The organism is Bifidobacterium kimbladii, assembly GCF_032193675.1.
Taxonomy (GTDB): Bacteria; Actinomycetota; Actinomycetes; order Actinomycetales; family Bifidobacteriaceae; genus Bombiscardovia; species Bombiscardovia kimbladii.
In genome coordinates, this window is the sequence record NZ_JASTZZ010000001.1 from 45,171 (window position 1) to 64,849 (window position 19,679).

A 19,679-nucleotide genomic window follows, 5' to 3' on the forward strand; every position below is an offset into this window, starting at 1 on the left:
GGAATCTGGTTCTTTGGTTAGACCTTTCAGAAAAGAAATAGATGCCGTTGGCGGATTTCCCCGAACACCATCACCCCCCCCCTCCCGGCAAATCCGTAAAACATGAAGACCTGAAGCTTCTAATTTAGAGGATTGCCTATTGCTTCTCTTCAAAGCACAAGCGCCATGGAGGCACGACTTATGACGTAAGCATGTGGGAAGCACACAGAAACAGACTTCGCCGTTATAATGCATCCAAAGCACACTTTGGACGGTGGGCGTACCTACCACCCACGGTTCCAGATAGCCATCACTTGCACGAGGATAAATACAGCACTTACAAAATACAGAATCGCAGGTCATGTTCCCTGCTTCTGCCACCCATGTACTCATCACACGAACGGGGATCATCTACCTGTTTCCAACCTGGGCAGCAGCCAACATGGGAGTCATCACAGCCCAGGCTGTCGGATTTCTCGGAACGCTGCTCTTTCAGAAGGGCGATATCCGTCGTCAGGAGAGCATCGACTGAAACCGTAAGGGGCGCAGAAGGATGCGCTCCATACTCCACAACAGGAAAGGAAATTATCATGATCAACGATGATGAATGGCTGGTGGTGATTGACCGCCAGGAGGCATTCGCCCACAATGAGTGGTCCCGTTGGGCCTGCTCCGACGGGGCCTACTATCAGACAGACAAGAACTACACCCGTCTCGCCAAGGCATACGGCGACCGCGTTGCTTAACTAGATACATTGCGCCGCAGCCGCCAAAGGGTGCATGGGTGGAGTACATGAACGAATGGCCGGAATTCCAAGTCCCCTCCGACGATCCCATGTATGACCTCACACCAGAGACCGCCGAGTTCGCCAAGGGGCATCCAATTGCCTCGCTCAGCACTTTCGACAAGTGGGGGCCGGAGTTGCAGGCGGCAATAAAGGGATCCCAGAAGATAGCCCTGTGCGGTGTCGCCACCGATGCCTGTGTGTTGCAGACCGCCTTGGCTGCTGCAGACCAAGGTATCGCCGTTTGATTGGCAGCAGATGCCTGCGCCGGATCCACGCCGGAAAACCACAAGCTGGCAATCGATACGCTGGCCCTGTTCAGACCGCTCATCACCATCACCGACACCGATTCGCTGTTGAGAGATCTTCAAACAGACTAACCTTTGACATTCTTGATATGTATGTAGGTTGGGTTCTTTCCTCACAAGAAGGAAAGAACCCAACGGCACGAATCTCACCACGTCGCAGCCGTCTGTTCCATATACACAAGTTAAGACCCTATAAGTTACCGCACTTAAACTCACGAGTAGCAGAAACCGAATTTAGCTGTAGCCTAACTCAAAATATCTTCTACTCTAGGGTTAGAAACTGGTGCAAAAAACAAAGGTTGTGGATCGCAATCGCTTCTGTTGACGTCCTCGACAATGGAATCCGAATCTACCACTTTTCCAAGGTCTAAACAGACGGGTCGCTACTCAATCGGCTTTGACAGCAAATACCATATAACAGTTCAAATATAAACCCAGCTCAGCTCGGACCTATCCCACGCATATACAGATTCGCAGTTGCTCTTCATTGATTACCGTCTTGCATTTTAAACACAAGTACCAGTAGACAGCACGGTGATAAAATTGTAAGAGCAAGTTTGGCTAGAAGTGACCCCACACGCCGTCAGTGTAGAGAGTGCTACAACCAGCTAAAGGAGATCAAATGGTTGATCATGCCTATCTGGATTCAGACAGGACTCAGTATATAAGTGTTCTGCAAGCCTTGGTTGAGGATCACAATATACGATACTTTTGCCCAAATCCGCGCTGTGATGCCTATCTCTACATATGCCAAACAGATGGCAATAGAAATGGATACTTTGCAGCAAATCGAAAACTGCACCGGCATATTGAATACTGCCCTTACAGTTCAGGCGATGCTACGATTGCTGACCTGTATGTTGAACCTGAGTTCGACTATAAAAAAGCTATATTAAAAATAGAAACAAGAGTTCCTTATCGTCCATCAAGGCAAACGGAAGATAGACGCATTGGTATACAAGCAACCAGCAACATATCGTGCAGACAGCCAACAACTGTGCGAGAGCTTTATACACTTTGCAAGCAACACCTTCCTAATGAGGAATTCAACAATTCCAAGTTTGGTGAAATACTATTTGACGAGCGCAGCGAAGACATGCATTCAAATGGCCCAAGCGGACAGATGCTTGTGGAAGCTGTCAAAAAACCATGGTTTTTTGAGAATGAAGGGCACAAGATATTCTTGAAAACTGCAACAACACATCCATATAAGTTGAATATTAGAGTACCTGACTACAGAATCTATAGCCAATTTAAAGACACGATTTTTCACAATCAAGATAGCAAGATAGTACTTGCCGGTACATGGACGCTAGGCAGCGATGGGACATATTCTTCATTGAAGATAAATAGGAAAAGCCAGTACTTGTTCCTTCACCATCAAAAATCTACCCAAGAATGCGTTCGCAGTCAAACAGCAGGTTTCAGATAAAGCGACATGATGTTCAATTAGTCAAAAACAGCAATTACCTTATGCACATTATTTTAGAATCTTTTTGAAATGGACGGGGATGGTTCGATTTATCTTTTACAGTGATTTTAACTGTCTGTCGTTTTCTCTTACATTCTTCTAAGCAGTCGGAATAGATGTATTTTTCTGAAATACGTCATCTAATACTGTAAAACTCACAAATTTGCCTCAAGATTCTCATCACGGTAATCAGCACGCCCCAACTCGACTAGGGCATAAAACCGGTTAAACAATGACGACAAACCACATGAAAACCACTGTGGAACAAGATTCGTCTTCAATGGATCGGCCCGCGCATCCGAAATATCAAATAACTTTCCCTCCCTGCATCGTAAAGGCGACTTGTTTAGAGTCATTAATCAGGCTCATGCCGTTGCCGCATGTCTTGGTGATTACTTCAAATGCTGTTCATTTGGTCTTTGCCCACCTTGTTTGCATACTGTCTTATTCCGCAACTCTAAGTCATCTAAAGATGTGGAATACGCGATAGAAAAGGTCTCCGACCAGTAAAGTTGGTGAGATCAGATCACAGCTTTTCTAGCCCATACCTAGGGTTGGTATCAAATATTTCTGGATCCTGTTGGTCTCCCGCAATGATCCCAACCTCTCCTTCACTCACCTCAATCACCTAAACGTTTACTACATGCCGCATGCAAGCCTGGCATAGTGAAGAAACGGCTGTATGGCAGCTGCTTGATACGCTTCTACACACTAGTTAATTTATTCTTTACTCTTTTGAATGGCAAAAGGCACAGCACAGGCACATTACTTGTATGGAATACACCGAACAAGAACAAAATAAAAGCCTTCAGGCCGTATATGTACCACTCAAAATGCCGAGGAGTAGGACTATTACCAGTTTTACTGCTTAACTACCAAAGGCAAAACCACATTATCCGTAGACCAGAGCACCAGACTCAATAATCTATTCCCTCTTTATACCTTCTAGCTTGCTCATCTTCATTTAATCCCATTGAGTGATATTCTCTTGCTTGTTTTGTTAGCAGCGCAGCCACCTTCGGCCATTGAACGTTAATTCTGTCAGCACATTTTTGGAGTTCATTTTCAAGCTCATACTCTTGTTTCCCGCCTTCTTCAAGACTACGACCAACCACCCCTCTTTTGTTGAACAGTTCAGTGCTGAAACCTTCCTCTAAAGACGTGGACTGAGAGTCTTCTATCACATTACATACCGATTTACATGGCCATGTGCCGTTACTATCGGCTGGAGCATAAGCCAGTACTTTCCCGATATAGTAGTTTCCTTGTTTAATTAGGTTACGCGAGCCCAATATCTTTTGCGCTTCTTGAATCCAGGCTCTGAGTTGTTCTTCGACGATTTCATTTGACTCATTGACCGCTCCTGGAATCGTTCTCCAAGTATTTAGCAGAAGCAAAGCATTTTCCGACTGTTCTTTCGGAACATTCGGCTGTTTTCCAACATTAGCAGTTTCTAGGTAGACGAGAGAGATTATGTCAGCAAAATAGCGCGGGTTATCAGCGAGTTTTCTGTGTAAAAATAAGCACACACGTCCATCATTAATTGCTCGCAAATAGGCCCATTCAAGTTTCTCAAGACGAGTACGTTCTACACTCTCACTATCTTGGAGGAGTTTTATCAGCACTTCTATTTCATAACTAGATAATGTCTCACTTTCACGATCATGGCATATCAGCAACTTTTCCATAAGATCAGCCGCTAAACCCGAATCAACTTCAACAGAACTAGCATCACAATATAACGCAAGCAATTTGAGAGCGTCCACGATTCGTCCATGACTTGCAAGCTGTTTTGCTGCTTCATTGGCTAACATGGAATCGATTCCTAAGTGATTAATTGGAAACTCTAGCCAATATATCATCTCCACTTCTTTATCATAACTATCAAGAGATGTCCATACTTCATCGAATTCATTAGAGAGCAAGAGCAAGCGAGCTTTCACCGTGTTGGACAAACTATCACTATGCATTATCTCCAGTAGATTGCTTAATTTACCATTAGTTAGCCTATACAAAGCTGAACTCGCAAAAGAACATACTTTGGAAAACTCGCTTCCTAATAGTCTTGCAAGCGCGTGGTCTTGTATCTGTAGGCCGAGGCAAGCAAACGCGTCTCCAACGATCCAAGGGCATTCAACTCTTTTGGCAAGTCGCAATACGCTCTCCAATCCGCCTTCCTCAAAGACCTTACTAATTGCATCACTTCTGGCTTTTGCTAGAAGCTGCTTTCTATCAATCGACTGATTATTATTGTCCAAGACGTAAACCAACCAGTCGTAAGTAAATAGCGGGGCTACTTGAACAACAGGATCGACTGGTTCTAGCTCTTTCATGACCGATTTGAAATATTTGATATCTTCGAGAGATAAAGACGATGACACATTTGCTGAAGACTGATATTTCCCGATAAGTTTATAAAACTCCAACCATATCGCATCACGTGTATCGGTTGGTTTCAACTTAGCTAGACTAAGCTTATTCAAAACAGTATTTCTGCTCTTTTGAGACAAATAAGGCAACTTAGAGATAATCTTGATCCAGATTGCTGGATCACTTTCAGCAAGGTCAATAGCACAGTCAAGATATACGTTAATATCATCAACGATTTGATTATCGGTCGGCTTACTTGGTGAAGCAGATTGTCTAAATTCAAACGGCGTAATTGTTGAAGTGCTTTCTCCTGCCCTAGGAATGAGAGCAATAACTAGTGATTTACCAACCTCAGGTAGTTTTCTGCAGACTTTTTGAACGAACGAATGCCTTTCATCTGATAATGCAGCTGTTTGAGGATACCATACACGCAGAATAGTAGCGAGAGAGTTTAACGGCCGATTAGCGAGTTTCCCGCCTGGATCGCGATCAGCAAGTGATGCAAGTAACCACATAGCTCTCCCAAAATAATCGGGAATCATTGCCAGACGTTCCAAAGCCCAAAGCACTTGTACATGCGGGCTGGTAGGTGCCAACCAATTAGATGATTCGTGGAATAATTTATCCATGAATACACCGCTTGGACTTATTGCTCTTTGCAATTCATCCAGAAACTCTTCGGGTGCTGCCTCAGCAATTTCCGACAAAACATCATTTATTGAAATCCATATGTCCCCGGTGCAATCATCATTTGCGAAACGCAGAATATCTGAAACAACATTGGCCGCCCAATCCGAAAAAGACAGGGAAGGGAAATCGCTTACAGTCGCACTCGAGGAACCTAGCAAGGCAAGTGTAGTACTAATCCCCTTTCTAAGATCGTCAGATTCTTTCCTCCCCTTTCCATAAATTTTCGCCCCCCATCGCTGATCTTCTGGAAGAACAAGGGCGGGATTTGCTTCTTCCAGTACAGAACAAACCACCTCTCGAAAGGCATCCAAATCGGATCTTGTTATCGCTTGCAAAAAGCGTTCAGCACTCTCAACGGGGGAAATAACTGCACGCACACTTCCAAACATTGAAAAAACGGGATTAGCACTATTAGCGTCTTTAAGTAGCGCAGCAGTTAACTCTTCATCGCTGGGGTCTATCACAAAACGGGCAACAACGTCTGCGTCCCCTTTTATTGCACCATCCCACCGCCCAAGCATCCATGCTCTTCTAACTAGTTGATTTACATGAGGAGAATTTGAATTCGGTAAGAGCTCATCTGGAAGAGGTGTTAAAGCAATTTTATTACGCAGCAATGGTATGCTTTTATGTGCCGCACGCGCATACTCCGCTTGTTTTTCATCCGGTATACTTTTTGTTTTGAAATAGTTAACGGCTTTTTCATACGAGATGTCAGGCAAATTGATTGTTGGTGCGACTTGCTGCACTTTATTTATACCAATAACTATATGGTGTCCGGTAAGTAGTTGAGCTTCTCTTACTAGAGCAGCATCTGACAAAAGCACAATTAGACGTTCTGACACTTGTCTTAAATACTCTAGTGCGCTTGCCTCACTAACGACCACCGCTTTAGACAGCATTCCTTGCTTCTCAGAAAGCAAAGTCGCCGCCACGAATGCAAGACAATCTTCAATCGTCACAGACCGTATTATTATTTGATTCGGCTTGCTGTCATTTAGTTTCTTCTTAAGAAGACTTCTTTCATTAGATCGATTACACAAGACAAGCTCAGAAGTAAGTAGATTATCACACGGTTTTCGGTAGTCATTCCACCAAGTTTCCAGACTGGATAATCCATGAACCGATTTCCCGCACATTTCTGAAAACCACAAATATACCGCTGGAGTTTCCTCAAGCGCTGTTAATATGTCATCGGCGGTATATACACGGACTTCTTTCCATTTTCCCTCTTTGTTTTTCTCGCGAGCCCAAGCCTGTCCACCCGCCCATCTCCCCAAGGTAACAAAGACGAAGGTGGTTTCGGATTGGTTTATGCCTAATGGGTTTTTTGTACGCTTGTTATAGTCAGAATTGGCTTTAGCTTTGATACCACGAGATGTGCCAAATTCCCATACACTGTACCCCGATGGAACAAATGCGTTTCCTTGCCCAGCACGCACTTGACCATCGTATCCACCTAGGTCCGTATCTTCCTCTCCGGGCATTTTAATAAAAGTGATTGTTTGATTCGACTGCAAGATAATTCTTCTTATCAGGATAGGCAATGTCGAACGAGCTGTAGTTGTTCTTCCAAATGAATAAACATCTTTGAGCTGAGCTAAATACGGCAGTCTCCCCATAATTTCCTTCCTGACCTTATGAAACGACTACACCTACGATACTTCCATACCCCATAAGATTTGATAGCGGTATATGACTTATGGCTGTGAGAGAAGATCAGTAGCAAATGTTTGCGAGAAGTACATTGCACCGTCACTGATGATCCCGATCACCCGTACATTTTGGCATGGTGGGTGGTTTCTAAAGATTGTTGCAAAACCTGTCTGATTGTGAAAATGGATGAGTGGAAGATTCTCGGGGGTCTTAGGTCTGCTGATGGCACACCAGCAGATCGGCCATATCGTCCGTTCCAGTCTTAAGCCGTTGTGATTGAGGGGCATGGTGTAGTTGTTTATTTCAAGCTTCAAGTAGTTTGTTGATCGTAAGTATCAGGTCCTCGCACTGGTCAACCATGGAGAAAAAGGTGTCCATGGCGCCTTCCATGATGCTCTTATTCAACAGTTTTCTGGCTTTTACGAATCGTTGATGGGCATATCAGCCTCAATCTCGTCCTTAAATGTGCTTTGCCTCTCAAGCCATTCGTGCCTTTGCATTCCTAGTCGTTGTAAGCGACCAATTATTACCTCAAGTCCTGATCAGTCTTCACCCGGTTCAGGGTGACAACGATGCGCCACAGCTGCCTGCCGACCTTCATCCGTAGTCGCTTACCGGTCAAGGCGATGAGGTTCATGCTGATATGGGGCAGGCAGCAGCGTATGAGCGTACCTGGCCGCGCCTGGCGCATACATAACCTTAGCGATACCCTGACGACGCCGTTACACACTGGAACCTTGGGGGCGGCGATACGGTCCATGAGCAGGTCACAAGATGGGCTTGTCCCCGCTCGGGCCGTCCTCAGGCTCCTGCTTAGAGAATAACCAGTCCAAGTCACTTCTCAAATTGGCAGCCCACCAATTTTAGCCGAGGCTTTTCTAGGCTCCGCACTACGTGCGCAGCCAGTGGATACGACCTGCGCTGACAGTACTGTTCTTCTTCACGACTGCCTTCAAACAGGGCATATCGACGTCTTCTTGATTCTCGGGCAAAGCAGGCACTTACTAACGACTAAAGCCCTACTTTCCTGATACCTAACAAACACTCTCAGACAGATCTTATGGCGTATAACTCGGACATTGCATATACGATGTGCCTGTCTTTAAAAGCAAAAAGGCTCCAAGGCCATCAGCCTTAGAACCATCACTAGCTCGTGCGCCAGACAGGATTCGAACCTGCAACCTGCTGATCCGTAGTCAGCTGCTCTAATCCGTTGGGCTACTGGCGCATGTCATCTTGACGAGGAACTCGTTTTTGACAACTCATTTATATTACCGCAATTGTGGATTCTGTCCAGCCTGGTGTGTCGCGAAGGAAGCGGGAAACCACAGGCTTCAGGCTGACTGTGACCAAGACAGCCAAAGCAGATATTCTACGTTGCCATGGGCTCCGGTTATGGGCGATGGCATGGTAGCACGGACAGCAAATCCATGCTCTCTAGCACAGGCTAAGACACGTTCCAGAGCCTCTTGCCTGCGGTCCTCGTCCGTCACAATGCCATGATGGCCCAGCAGGCTGCGTCCGACCTCAAATTGGGGCTTGACCAGCAGCAGACAGTTGGCATCAGGCACCAGCAAGGCGGGGAGGACAGGAATGACATAGGTCAGCGAGATGAAGGACACATCAGAGACCACGTATTCCGGGCGATACGGCAGGTCACCCGGCTGAACTTTGCGTATGTTGACACCACTCATGTCAATCACCCTAGGATCAACGGCAATCCGTTCCACCAACTGACCGTGGCCCACATCAAGGGCGATAACCCGCCTTGCACCATGTCTGAGCAGAACGTCAGTGAAACCACCCGTAGACGCCCCGATATCGAGACAGAGCTTGTCATGCGGATCGGGCATCCCCTGCGCCGCGAAAGTCGTCAGAGCACCCTCCAGCTTCAGCGCTCCCCGGGAAGCATAGTCATCGCCCGGATCCAGAAGAATCACATCGCCTGGCTGGACGCTCTGAGCAGGCTTTGATGCCAGATGATCGTTGACCGTAACCCGGCCCTGACGAATCAGCGCCTGGGCTCTGGCACGCGAATCCGTCAGCCCCTGTGCAGGCAGGATACGGTCAAGCCGGCCGCGGGTGTGGGCCACAGTCCTTCGACGACCGTCCCCAGCGCTGACGACTGTGTCCTCATCGTTCACTTGCCCTCCCGGTTCAGGTCCTGCTGGAGCCCGGTCAGCACCTTGCCGAGCAGCTCAACCTGTTGGGCATCATCCAGATCATCCAATTCCGCTAATTCAGGGAAACGCGCCAAAAGAGGGGCCATGGCTTGCTTGTCCATGGGCTCCTCAGGAGCTGACGCAGTCGTATCCTCATCATCTGCCTGTGAGGATCGTCCAGAAGGCTCAGACTCTACAGGCTGCCCGGTCTGGCCGGACTGCTCAGGTGGCCCGTAGTGATTGGACTCCTGGGATGGTCCACTCGCTCCCGGCTGTCCGGAGTCGACCTCTTCCGACATGGCCGCTATGCCCCTACGACGAAGGCGGGCAGATTCAGCGCGTCCATGTCTCCACCACGATCCTGGTACTCCCAGAGCGCACAGGCGCAGGCTCGCACAGCATCCAGATCGGACAGGGGATCGCCGCCACCCTCAAGAGCACGCAAAATGACATGTCCGTCGTCATCCACCTTTGCGGTTTGGCCTCCGCAGTGCCAGGTCTGGTCGGCCTCCTTACTGGGCTGGGGTTGCGGCGCAGTGAGGCCACGCAGGTCTTCAGCCAGATAGGTTGGCCGCCATTTGGCCGGCGCAGTCAGAATGGCGGGTGTTCGGGCCACACCCGTCAGGACGAGCATGGAGTCGTACCCGCCCCGGTTGGCTGCCTCGATGTCGGTGTCCAGACGATCGCCCACGGGCAGGCATCGGTCAATGTCCAAGATCTTCTGGTCGCCGGCCAAGAGCTGCCGAGCCTCATCGTACATGGCCGATTCCGGCTTCCCGGCTGAGTCCTCCGGTTGCTTGCCAGTAGCCAGAATCACCGCTTGGAGCATGGCCCCATTTCCGGGCGCCATGCCACCTTCGCGGGGCAGGGTCTGATCCTTGTTGGTAGTGAAGTAGCGTGCACCGCCTTCGATGGCAAAGGAGGCCTGGGCCAGGTCCTGCCAGCTCAGCTCGGGATACCAGGCCTGAATGACGGCCTCTGGCTTATCTGCAGCCTTGCCTACCGGCACCATTTTGTTGAGGCGGATCTGATCACGTAGATGATCGGATCCGATGACCAGCACCCTAGCGCCCTCCTGCAGGTGTCGGCGCAGCATTCGTGCGGCGACAACGGCGGAGGTGATGACCTGGCCATCATCCAGGGTCAGACCGAACCCGCGCAGCTGATCGGCCACTACATGGGGAAACCGAGATGCATTGTTAGTGGTGTAGGCCATGCGCATGCCGAGCGTCTGAGCGCGGTCGATGCCCTCGGCTGCATGCTCGACAGGGTCAGCGCCCCGGTAGACCACCCCGTCCAGGTCCAGCAGGGCCAGACGGTAGGTCTTTGCCGGAGCGTCATCAGTTCCTTTGAGGAAGACGGTCACGATTCAGCCCTGTCTTCATCAGACGTATCGGACTCCTTGACCTGCTCATCATTGGTCTGTTCGTTTTCATGATCGAAAGCGTTTGCCTCGGATCCTGCATTCAGGACAGCCGTGTCGCCGTTGTCAGCAGCGGATTTATCGGCGACAGCCGTGTCGGTTTCGTCACTGCTCTGGTCGCTTTGAGAGCCATCGTCCGAAGTTTGCCCATCAAGGCGAGAGAGCTCCTCCCCGTGTTGCTCCACAGCGTCTGACGATTTCTGCATTCCGGATTCCAGCATTCCGGATTCCGGCATTTCGGATGAACCCGCTGAGTCGGACGAACCAGTTGAATCAACTGCGTCGGATGCATCAGCCGAATCAGATGGGTCAGTCGACTTAGATGAGCCACTTGTGTCAGTTGAGTCCGCTGAATCGTTCGAAGCTGCTGATTCAGGAGATTCCTCAACTTTGCTGTCATCGGCACCCTGATCGGATGCATCGGTGACATCAGACTCGGCGGCCTCAGTCTCAGCTTCAGCCTCATCCGAATCATCCTCGCCGCCATCCGGGTCGATGGAGAGATCCTCCATCATGGCCGAATCCAGGTGCTCCAGGTCGTAGTCGATCAGGATCTCCTCGGACTGTCCGTCCTTCTGGCCATCCTCGTCCTCATCTTCGTCGGCAAACTCCGCTTCCAACCGATCCAGCAGGGGTTCCAACTCCAGGGCCTCCTGGCTGCGACCAGCCTGTTCAAGGAAGTTCTGCTCGGCCTGCACGGCACGCATCCGATAGTCGCCGCTGAGCCCCCGGGCTTTGACCAGGGCCTGAACGGTCTCGATGGCCTTGTCCCAGAGGCCCAGATCGCCTAAAGCTCCGGCATAGACCAGGAACATCTCCGCCTTGGACTCGCCCTGCAACTGGCTGCCCTCTTGGGAAGTGGCCTCCTCAATGGCCTTGCGGGGATTGCCCAGACCACGCTCGCAGTCGGCGATGAAGGGCAGGTAATCAGAATAGCCGTTCATGCGGTGTGCGGTGCGGAACTCCTTCAAGGCCAGCTTGTAGTCGCCCTGACGATAAGCAACCAAGGCCAGGGTTTCACGGGCAAGATCGATCCGCGAGGCCTGCCGGGCAGCCCACTTGGCATGAGCCAGAGCTCCCTGGGGATCGGTCTCCTCCAGCGCGTAGGCGGCCAGGATGTGCAAACCGATGTTCTCGGCATGCTCCTTGCTCAGCCCGCGCAGGCGCAGACGGTCATCCTTGGAGAGCATGGACCATTCCAGGCCCTTGGGCATCTTGGGCTCGCCAGGCCGACGATCCGTATAGGGGTTCTGCGAGGGATAGGAGATGGTTCCGTCAGAGTTGCGACGACCGCGGTCATAGCCATTCTGGCGGTCACGCTGATAGGTCCCGCGTCGGTCGTCATGGCGATAATCTTCACGGCGACGGTCATCACGACCATGCTGGCCCTGGTACCTGTCGCCATGGGAACGGTCGCCCCGATAGCCGCCTTGACGATGGTCATCACGGGAGCGATCACCATAGGAACGGTTGCCATAGCGACGGTCTCCATGTGAACGCTCCTGGCGTGGACGGTCACCACGGGAGTGGTTGTTCCATGGGCGATCCCCACCGGACCGCTCATCCTTCCGACGATCAAACCTCCGGTCGTCATCCCGACGACGGTTCCCGTGGAAGCTCTGGCCACGATCACGGTCATGCCGCTGGTAGCCATATCCCGACCGACCGCGGTCTTTGTCACGATCATGATGCCCATATCCGCCATGACCGTTGGCGTGGAAGTCGCGACGAGGACGGTCACCATCCTGTCGATGGCCGTGGCGATCTTGGTCGGAATCCCTGCGGAAGCCGCCGTGGCCATCCTGACGGTCATGCCTGTATCCGCGATGGTCGCGGTCGAACCGGTCGTGCCCGCGCCCGCGGAAGGGCCGCTGTCCATTCCTGCCCTCGGAACGACGCTCTTCGCCGCCCTCGCCGTCATGGTTGTGGAAGTTGCCGGAGCGGTGACCTCCCGAACGATAGCCTCCGGAGCGGTATCCGCCCGAGCGCGAACCACCCTTGTGGAAGCCCGAAGAGCGATGGCCGCCCGACCGGAAGCCGCCTGGGCGCGAACCGCCCCGGCCCCGTCCGCGATCGCCCCGGGAATGATTGTGTTCTTCTGCCATCAGTGTCCTTAATTCCTGCGTTCCTACTTGCCGGCCCGACGCTCAAGCGCGCCCAGGGCCTTCTTTCCTCTGCGAACCAGGGCGAAGCGCCCATGCAGAAAGTCCTTGTTATCCAAAACCTGATCCGGATCCTCGACCCGCTGGTTATTCAGGTAGAAACCGCCCGAGGCCACAGTCTTGCGCGCCTCGGAGACCGAACGGAAGAGCCCGGCCGCAACACCGGCTTCTACCAGACGCTGGCCCTCGCTGGCTGCGGGCAGAGCTCGCCCGCCTTGGCCATCATCGACCTTGAGGCCGTCCAGTGCGGAATCCAGCACATCCTCGTCCAGCTCCTCCAGGGTCTTGCCGCGGCCGAAGAGGGCGCCCGAGGCATCGATGGCCCCTTGGGCGGCATGCTCGCCGTGCACATAGGAGGTCACCTGCCAGGCCAGAACCTTCTGGGCTTCGCGAGCGCCCGGATCCTGGGCGGTCCTCTCCTCCAGACGCTCGATCTCGGCCTTGGGCAGGAAGGTGAAGGTCTTCAGCAGCTTGACCACCTGGTCGTCGGGCTGGTTGAACCAGAACTGGTAGAAGCGGTAGGGGCTGAACATGGTGGGATCCAGCCAGACCGCGTTGCCCTCGGACTTGCCGAACTTCTTGCCCTGGGAGTCGGTGATCAACGGGCTGGTCATGACGTTGACGGAGGCATTGCGCACCTTGCGGATCAGGTCCAGCCCGCTGGTCAGGTTCCCCCACTGGTCGCTGCCGCCCAGCTGCAGACTGCATCCGTAGCGGTCGAAGAGCTCCAGAAAGTCGTTGCCCTGGAGCACCTGGTAGCTGAACTCGGTAAAGGAGATGCCCTCGTCGGAGTCCAGACGGCGGGCCACCGTGTCCTTGGCCAGCATGGTGCCCATGCGGAAGTTCTTGCCCACATCGCGCAGGAAGTCGATGGTGCTCATAGAGCCGGTCCACTCATAATTATTGACGAACCGGACGGGGTTGTCCCCCTCGGTATCCAGGAAGCGCCCGATCTGGCCACGCAGGCGCTCGGTCCACTCGGCCACGGTCTGCTTGGGATTCAGGGTGCGCTCCCCCGACTGCCGAGGGTCGCCGATCAGCCCGGTGGCCCCGCCCACAACGGCGATGGGATGCAGACCGGCCGCCTGCAGATGGCGCATGTTGAGCAGCTGGACCAGATTGCCCACGTGCAGCGAGGGAGCTGTGGGGTCGAATCCGCAATAATAGGTCACCGAGGGGTCGGCCAGCACCTTCCTGAGCTCGGACTCGTCCGTGCACTGGGCAATGAGACCGCGCCACTTGAGTTCGTCGAAAAGCGAGTCGAAACCCGCCTGCCTGAAATCGGTGACCTGCGACATGAGAGGCTACTCCCTATCGAATATTTGATGAATGTATGCTAAACCCTACTATTCTTGCAACAGATACCGACACGGCAGAGCCCCGGACCGCCGCAGACAAGGCCTCACCAAGCAGGAATCCCCAGGGGGCGAAACCAGATAATCACTGTGAATCGACCACTGCGTATTGGCGATTAACCGCTGGCTGCTTTTGCCAAGACGGGGCGGCCGGCTGAATCCTCTCAGCAAAACCACCGCGTCTAAGTCAGGAACGCGCAGACACAGACAACTGATTGATCAGGTCTTGAGGGATGTGGTCGACCACGCAGGCGGCCATGCGTCGGTAACCCTCGACTCCGGGATGGAAGTGGTCAATGCCCCAGAAGTCGGGTCGATCGGTGCCAACGTCGTCGCGGGTGGCATCCACGAAGGGCACCGAGGCATCTTGACAGACCTGACGACTGGTCTGAGTCTGGCGGGCTATCCGACGCTCCACCTCGGCCCTGAGTGCCCGGCCCAGGGCAGGATCCCGATAGAGCTGACCGGAGCTGAGGACCAGCACCTGGCGGCCCTTGTTTTTGGCCAGCTCAATGCTCGCCGCCAAGTCATCCCGCCACTGCTCATCGGTGCGGTTGGCCATGATGTCGTTGGATCCTGCACACAGAACCAGCAGATCAGGATGGTCCTGCAGGGCGGGCAGGAACCGGTAGCGCACCCTGCGGATGGTGGCCCCCAGCCGCCCCTGGGTCGACCAGGATACCGGGCGCCCCAGCCGGGCGGCCAGGCAGGCGGCTATATCGGGGACGAAGCCCTGGCTCTGGTCCTTCACCCCGCAGCCGACTGCCATGGAGTCGCCCACCACCAGCATGGTCAATGGCTCCAGGTCGCGGCCTTGGTCCGGAGGCGAGCACAACCCCTGGCGGGAACCGGGCGGCTCCTTGGCCAGAGTGATGTGCTGCTTGGCCCACCAAGCCTGGACCAGTGCCACCGGATTCATGATCGCCGCCGCCTTTCGCCGTTTACTCTTCCTCTTGAAGAATTGCCGTTGGGCATTCTAACGCGGCCACCGGTCCGGCGGAGACCAGAAACTTCACCTGGGAGGACGGTAGGCAGGCCCGTCAGACTGTGAGTCGGCGAAGGCCTTCAGCTCCTCCAGCGCGTGTGCAGCCTGGTCCATCTGCTCCTTGACCCTCTCCGGTGCGGTGCCCCCCTGGCCCCGGCGAGCGCGCACGGCTCCCCCGGCGGTCAGGACCGAGCGGACCTGAGGAGCCCGATCGGCGGGCACCCAGTCAGCGAAGACCCTGGCGAAGTCGTCATCATCCAGGCCGGCCAGCTCGCAGCCACGACCCTCGGCCAGCTTGACACAGGCCCCGGAGAGTTCGTGGGCATGCCGGAAGGGTACCCCTTGCCTGACCAGCCACTCGGCCAGGTCGGTGGCCAGGGCGAATCCTGTGGGGGCCTGCTCCTCCAGGCGGTCCTTGTTGAAGGTCAAGGTGGCGACCATGCCGGCAAAGGCGGGCAGCAGGACCTCCAGGGTATCCACCTGGTCGAAGACCGCTTCCTTGTCCTCCTGCAGGTCACGTGCATAGGCTGTCGGAAGCCCCTTGAGGGTGGTCAGCAGACCAGCCAGGTCCCCGACCAGCCGACCGGCCTTGCCGCGAGCCAGCTCAGCCACGTCCGGATTCTTCTTCTGAGGCATGATGGAGGACCCGGTCGAATAGCCATCGTCCAAGCGGACGAAGGCAAACTCCTGGGTGTTCCAGATAATGATCTCCTCGGCCAGCCTGGACAGATCCACGCCGATCATGGCGGCGACAAAGGCGAACTCGGCCACCACATCCCTGGCTGCGGTCCCGTCGATGGAGTTGGCACAGACCCGGCTAAAGCCCAGATCCTGGGCCACTGGCAGGGGATCCAGACCCAGGGTGGTGCCGGCGAGCGCGCCAGATCCATATGGGCTGGCATCGGCGCGCTGGTCCCAGTCCCTCAGGCGTTCCAGGTCACGGATCAGGGGCCAGACATGGGCCATGAGCTGGTGGGCCAGCAGGACGGGCTGGGCGTGCTGCATGTGGGTGCGGCCCGGCATGACCGTGGTCCCCGCCGCCCGGGCCTGATCCATCAGAGCCTGGGCCGTGCGCAGCAGATCCTTGGCAAGCACCCGGGCGTGGCGGCGCAGCCAGATCCGAATCAGGGTGGCGATCTGATCGTTGCGCGAGCGCCCGGCCCGCAGCTTGCCGCCCAGCTGGTCCCCCGCAATGTCGATCAGACCACGCTCCAGGGCCGTGGCCTCGTCCTCATCGCCAGGCTCAGGGGCGAAGGCGCCGGAATCCACCTGGTCCTGAAGCTCATCCAAGGCCTGTTCCATACGTGCCAGCTCGCCATCATCCAGCAACCCAGCACGGTTGAGGGCCCGAGCGTGTGCCCGGGAACCGGCCAGGTCGTCATCGGCCAGTCGCCAGTCGAACTGGGTGGACCGGCTGAGCTCAACCAACGCCGGCGAGGGACCACCGCTGAAGCGCCCGCCCCAGAGGGCCATGGGCTTGTCGCCGCTGCTCACTGCTCTTGTCCGTCCTGTGCGATGCCGTTGCCGAAGCGCATGTCGCGGGCGGCGGCCACCTTGTCGGCCAAGCCGTAAATGGCGATGAACCCGTTGGAGGCGTTCTGGTCGAAGCTGTCGCCGGACTCGTAGGTGGCCAGGCTGTAGTCGTAGAGGGAGCTGTCGGAGTGCCGACCGGTGACCACGGCCCGTCCCCCATGCATGACCATGCGGATGCGGCCGGAGACATAGCGCTGGGTTTCCTCGATGAAGGCGTTCAGAGAGCGGACGGCCGGCGAGTACCACTGGGCGTCGTAGACCAGCTCGCCCCAGCGCTTGTCGATGTCGCGCTTGATCCGGTGCTGTTCGCGCTCCAGGCAGCAGTTCTCCAGCTCCTGGTGGGCGGTGATCAGGGCCACGGCCCCCGGAGCCTCGTAGAGCTCGCGCGACTTGATGCCCACCAGCCTGTCCTCGATCAGATCCACACGTCCGATCCCCTGGGCTCCGGCCCGGCGGTTCATCTCCTCGATGGCCTCCAGGGGGGTGACGGCCCTGCCGTCGATGCGCACGGGAATGCCCTGCTCGAAGTCGATGGTCACCTCATCCTCGACCGGCGGGAAAGCCGGGTCGTCGGTGTAGGAATAGACGTCCTTGGTGGGCCCGTTCCAGGGATCCTCCAGGTAGCCGGTCTCGATGGCCCGCCCCCAGACGTTCTGATCGATGGAATAAGGGCTCTCCTCGGTCTGCTCGATGGGCAGGTGGTGCTCCTTGGCGTAGGCGATCTCCACATCCCTCATCAATCCCAGGTCGCGAATGGGGCTGATGGCCTTCAGCGAGGGGTCGATGGACATGATGGAGACCTCGAAACGAACCTGATCATTGCCCTTGCCGGTGCAGCCGTGGGCTATGGTGTCGGCACCGTACTGGTGGGCCGCCTGGACCAGATGCTTGGTGATCAGCGGCCTGGAGATGGCCGAGACCAGCGGGTAGACGCCCTCGTACATGGCATTGGCCTTGAGCGCCAGCATGCAGTAATCCCTGGCGAACTCGTCCCGGGCATCCACCACGACTGACTCGACGGCCCCACAGTCCAGGGCCCGCTGGCGGATGGTCTGCAGACGCTCCCCGCCCTGGCCCACATCCAGGGAGACGGCCACCACATCCTTGCCGGTGCGCTCCTTGAGGTAGGGAATGGACACCGAGGTGTCCAAGCCGCCCGAGTAGGCCAGCACGATGCGATTGTTTTCGGTCATGGCGATCCTCTTTCCTTGTGATTTCACACTTGCAGATGCTGAATTGCTGTCTTCTGCGTTCATCAGGCCCTGGCATCCTCCTGGCCGGAGACGATGGTCATGAGCCAGTCGGCCCGGGATGATGCCGCCTCATCGTCGGCAGCGATGATCAAAATCGTGTCGTCCCCGGCTATGGTGCCCAGAATCCCCTTGATGGGCTGGCGGTCCAAGGCGGAGGCCGCATACTGGGCGGCGCCGGCAGGGGTTCTGACCACGAGCAGGTTGCGGGCCCTGGCCACCGAGGTGATCAGCCCGGTCAGAATCTTGGCCAGATAGGCATCGGTCTTGTTCTCTCCCTCGACCTCAGGCCCCTCGGCGGCAGCGGCCTCCATGGCCTGCTGGTCGGTGGTGGCGGGAATCCAGTAGGCCATGCTCCCGTCTGCATACCGCAGCTTGGTGGCATGCAGGTCGTCCAGGTCACGGCTCAGGGTGGCCTGGGTCACCTCGATGCCCTGCTCAGCCAGCAGGGCCGACAGCTGCTGCTGGGAGTTGACCCGATGTCGGCTCAGGGCCTGGCGGATGGCATCCAGCCGGGCCACCTTGGTCGTCGGGCGCATCAGCACACCCCCTGCAGGAGGGATTCGTCGCCCCGGGAGCGGGCCACCAGCCAGGTCATCAGGGCCTTCTGGGCGTGCAATCGGTTTTCCGCCTCGTCCCAGACCACGGACTGCGGGCCGTCAATGACCTCGGCCGTCACCTCCCGGCCCCTGTAGGCGGGCAGGCAATGCTGGAAGAGGGCATCCGGGCGGGCATGGGCCATAAGTGCGGCGTTGACCTGATAGGGCTGGAAGGGATGGGAGCGAATGGCGTACTGGTCCTCCTCGCCCATGGAGACCCAGGTGTCGGTGAAGACGCAGTCGGCGTCCTCCACAGCCTGGACCGGATCCGTGGTGACCAGAATGGATCCGCCGTTTTCAGCAGCCAGGGTCCGCGCCTGATCCACCAGGCTTGGATCGGGCAGGAAGCCGTGGGGGCCGGCAATCCGCACGTTCATGCCGGCCACTGCTCCGCCCAGCAGGTAGGAGTTGGCCATGTTGTTGGCTGCGTCGCCCAGGTAGGCGATGGTCATGCCAGCCAGGGCATCGACCCCGCCCCGGTGCTGGGCCAGGGTCAGGAAGTCGGCCAGAACCTGGCAGGGGTGGAAGGAGTCGGTCAGCGCGTTGATGACAGGCACGGTGGCATTGGCAGCCATGGTCTCCACCCGATCCTGGCCAAAGGTGCGCCAGACTATGGTGGACGTCATCCGCGTCAGCACCTTGGCGGTGTCCGCCACGGGCTCGCCACGGCCCAGCTGCGAGCCAGAGCTGTCGATGACCATGGGATAGCCGCCCAGCTGGGCCACACCCACGCAGAAGCTTGTCCTGGTGCGCGTGCTGGGCTTGTCGAAGATGATGGCCACGGCCTGGGGGCCCTGATAGGGCTGAGATACATAGGGATTTGCCCTGAAGGCCATGCCTAGTCGAAGAACCTCCAACTGCTCCTCATGGTTGAGGTCATCGTCACGCAGCATGTGCCGCAAACCGCTGTTCATCTCTGCCTCCCTATCGCTATGATCATGTACGTCATTG

General features: G+C 55.4%; 14 protein-coding genes, 1 tRNA gene and 1 pseudogene. 4 read left to right on the forward strand and 12 right to left on the reverse strand.

Going from position 1 to position 19,679, the window contains the following annotated elements:
* Positions 1–569 precede the first annotated feature (569 nt).
* From QRX41_RS00165 to QRX41_RS00180, 4 genes are all read left to right on the forward strand, one after another.
* Positions 570–725: a hypothetical protein gene (locus tag QRX41_RS00165; RefSeq protein WP_313837937.1), complete on the forward strand. Its 156-nt coding sequence runs from the start codon at positions 570–572 to the stop codon at positions 723–725.
* 47 nt (positions 726–772) lie between these two features.
* A complete protein-coding gene (locus QRX41_RS00170; RefSeq protein ID WP_313837939.1) occupies positions 773–1,012 on the forward strand; it encodes an isochorismatase family protein in 240 nt (79 codons plus the stop codon).
* Entirely contained in the window at positions 1,013–1,144 is a 132-nt protein-coding gene (locus tag QRX41_RS00175; RefSeq protein ID WP_313837941.1) for a hypothetical protein, read from the forward strand.
* Between the two features lie 550 nt (positions 1,145–1,694).
* Positions 1,695–2,504 (forward strand): hypothetical protein, encoded by an 810-nt coding sequence (locus QRX41_RS00180; protein WP_313837943.1) that lies wholly within the window; start codon positions 1,695–1,697, stop codon positions 2,502–2,504.
* Between the two features lie 956 nt (positions 2,505–3,460).
* Here the strand turns inward: QRX41_RS00180 and QRX41_RS00185 are convergent.
* The 12 genes and pseudogenes from QRX41_RS00185 to argF all read right to left on the reverse strand — a co-directional run bounded on the left by QRX41_RS00185 (position 3,461) and on the right by argF (position 19,642).
* Positions 3,461–7,225, reverse strand: coding sequence for a hypothetical protein (locus QRX41_RS00185; protein WP_313837945.1), 3,765 nt, complete (start codon positions 7,223–7,225; stop codon positions 3,461–3,463).
* A 1,188-nt stretch (positions 7,226–8,413) separates the two neighbouring features.
* A tRNA-Arg gene (locus QRX41_RS00190) sits at positions 8,414–8,487 on the reverse strand.
* Between the two features lie 106 nt (positions 8,488–8,593).
* Complete coding sequence (locus QRX41_RS00195) at positions 8,594–9,352, reverse strand: TlyA family RNA methyltransferase (protein ID WP_313838674.1); 759 nt, start codon at positions 9,350–9,352, stop codon at positions 8,594–8,596.
* A gap of 47 nt (positions 9,353–9,399) precedes the next feature.
* Positions 9,400–9,720, reverse strand: coding sequence for a hypothetical protein (locus tag QRX41_RS00200; protein ID WP_313837947.1), 321 nt, complete (start codon positions 9,718–9,720; stop codon positions 9,400–9,402).
* Between the two features lie 5 nt (positions 9,721–9,725).
* A complete protein-coding gene (locus tag QRX41_RS00205; protein ID WP_313837949.1) occupies positions 9,726–10,787 on the reverse strand; it encodes an HAD-IIA family hydrolase in 1,062 nt (353 codons plus the stop codon).
* 389 nt (positions 10,788–11,176) lie between these two features.
* A pseudogene (locus QRX41_RS00210) lies at positions 11,177–12,949 on the reverse strand (hypothetical protein); the annotation flags it as partial.
* Between the two features lie 23 nt (positions 12,950–12,972).
* Entirely contained in the window at positions 12,973–14,304 is a 1,332-nt protein-coding gene (tyrS, locus tag QRX41_RS00215) for a tyrosine--tRNA ligase (RefSeq protein WP_313837951.1), read from the reverse strand.
* A 244-nt stretch (positions 14,305–14,548) separates the two neighbouring features.
* Positions 14,549–15,280: an SGNH/GDSL hydrolase family protein gene (locus QRX41_RS00220; RefSeq protein WP_313837952.1), complete on the reverse strand. Its 732-nt coding sequence runs from the start codon at positions 15,278–15,280 to the stop codon at positions 14,549–14,551.
* Between the two features lie 93 nt (positions 15,281–15,373).
* Complete coding sequence (gene argH, locus QRX41_RS00225) at positions 15,374–16,819, reverse strand: argininosuccinate lyase (RefSeq protein WP_313838676.1); 1,446 nt, start codon at positions 16,817–16,819, stop codon at positions 15,374–15,376.
* 17 nt (positions 16,820–16,836) lie between these two features.
* Positions 16,837–18,072 carry an argininosuccinate synthase gene (locus tag QRX41_RS00230; protein WP_121912662.1) on the reverse strand — a complete coding sequence of 412 codons (1,236 nt, stop codon included), beginning with the start codon at positions 18,070–18,072 and terminating at the stop codon, positions 16,837–16,839.
* Positions 18,073–18,134: 62 nt separating this feature from the next.
* Positions 18,135–18,668 (reverse strand): arginine repressor, encoded by a 534-nt coding sequence (locus QRX41_RS00235; RefSeq protein WP_313837955.1) that lies wholly within the window; start codon positions 18,666–18,668, stop codon positions 18,135–18,137.
* Positions 18,668–19,642: an ornithine carbamoyltransferase gene (argF, locus tag QRX41_RS00240; protein ID WP_313837957.1), complete on the reverse strand. Its 975-nt coding sequence runs from the start codon at positions 19,640–19,642 to the stop codon at positions 18,668–18,670. The genes QRX41_RS00235 and argF overlap by 1 nt, the downstream gene beginning before the upstream one ends.
* Between the last annotated feature and the right edge of the window lie 37 nt (positions 19,643–19,679).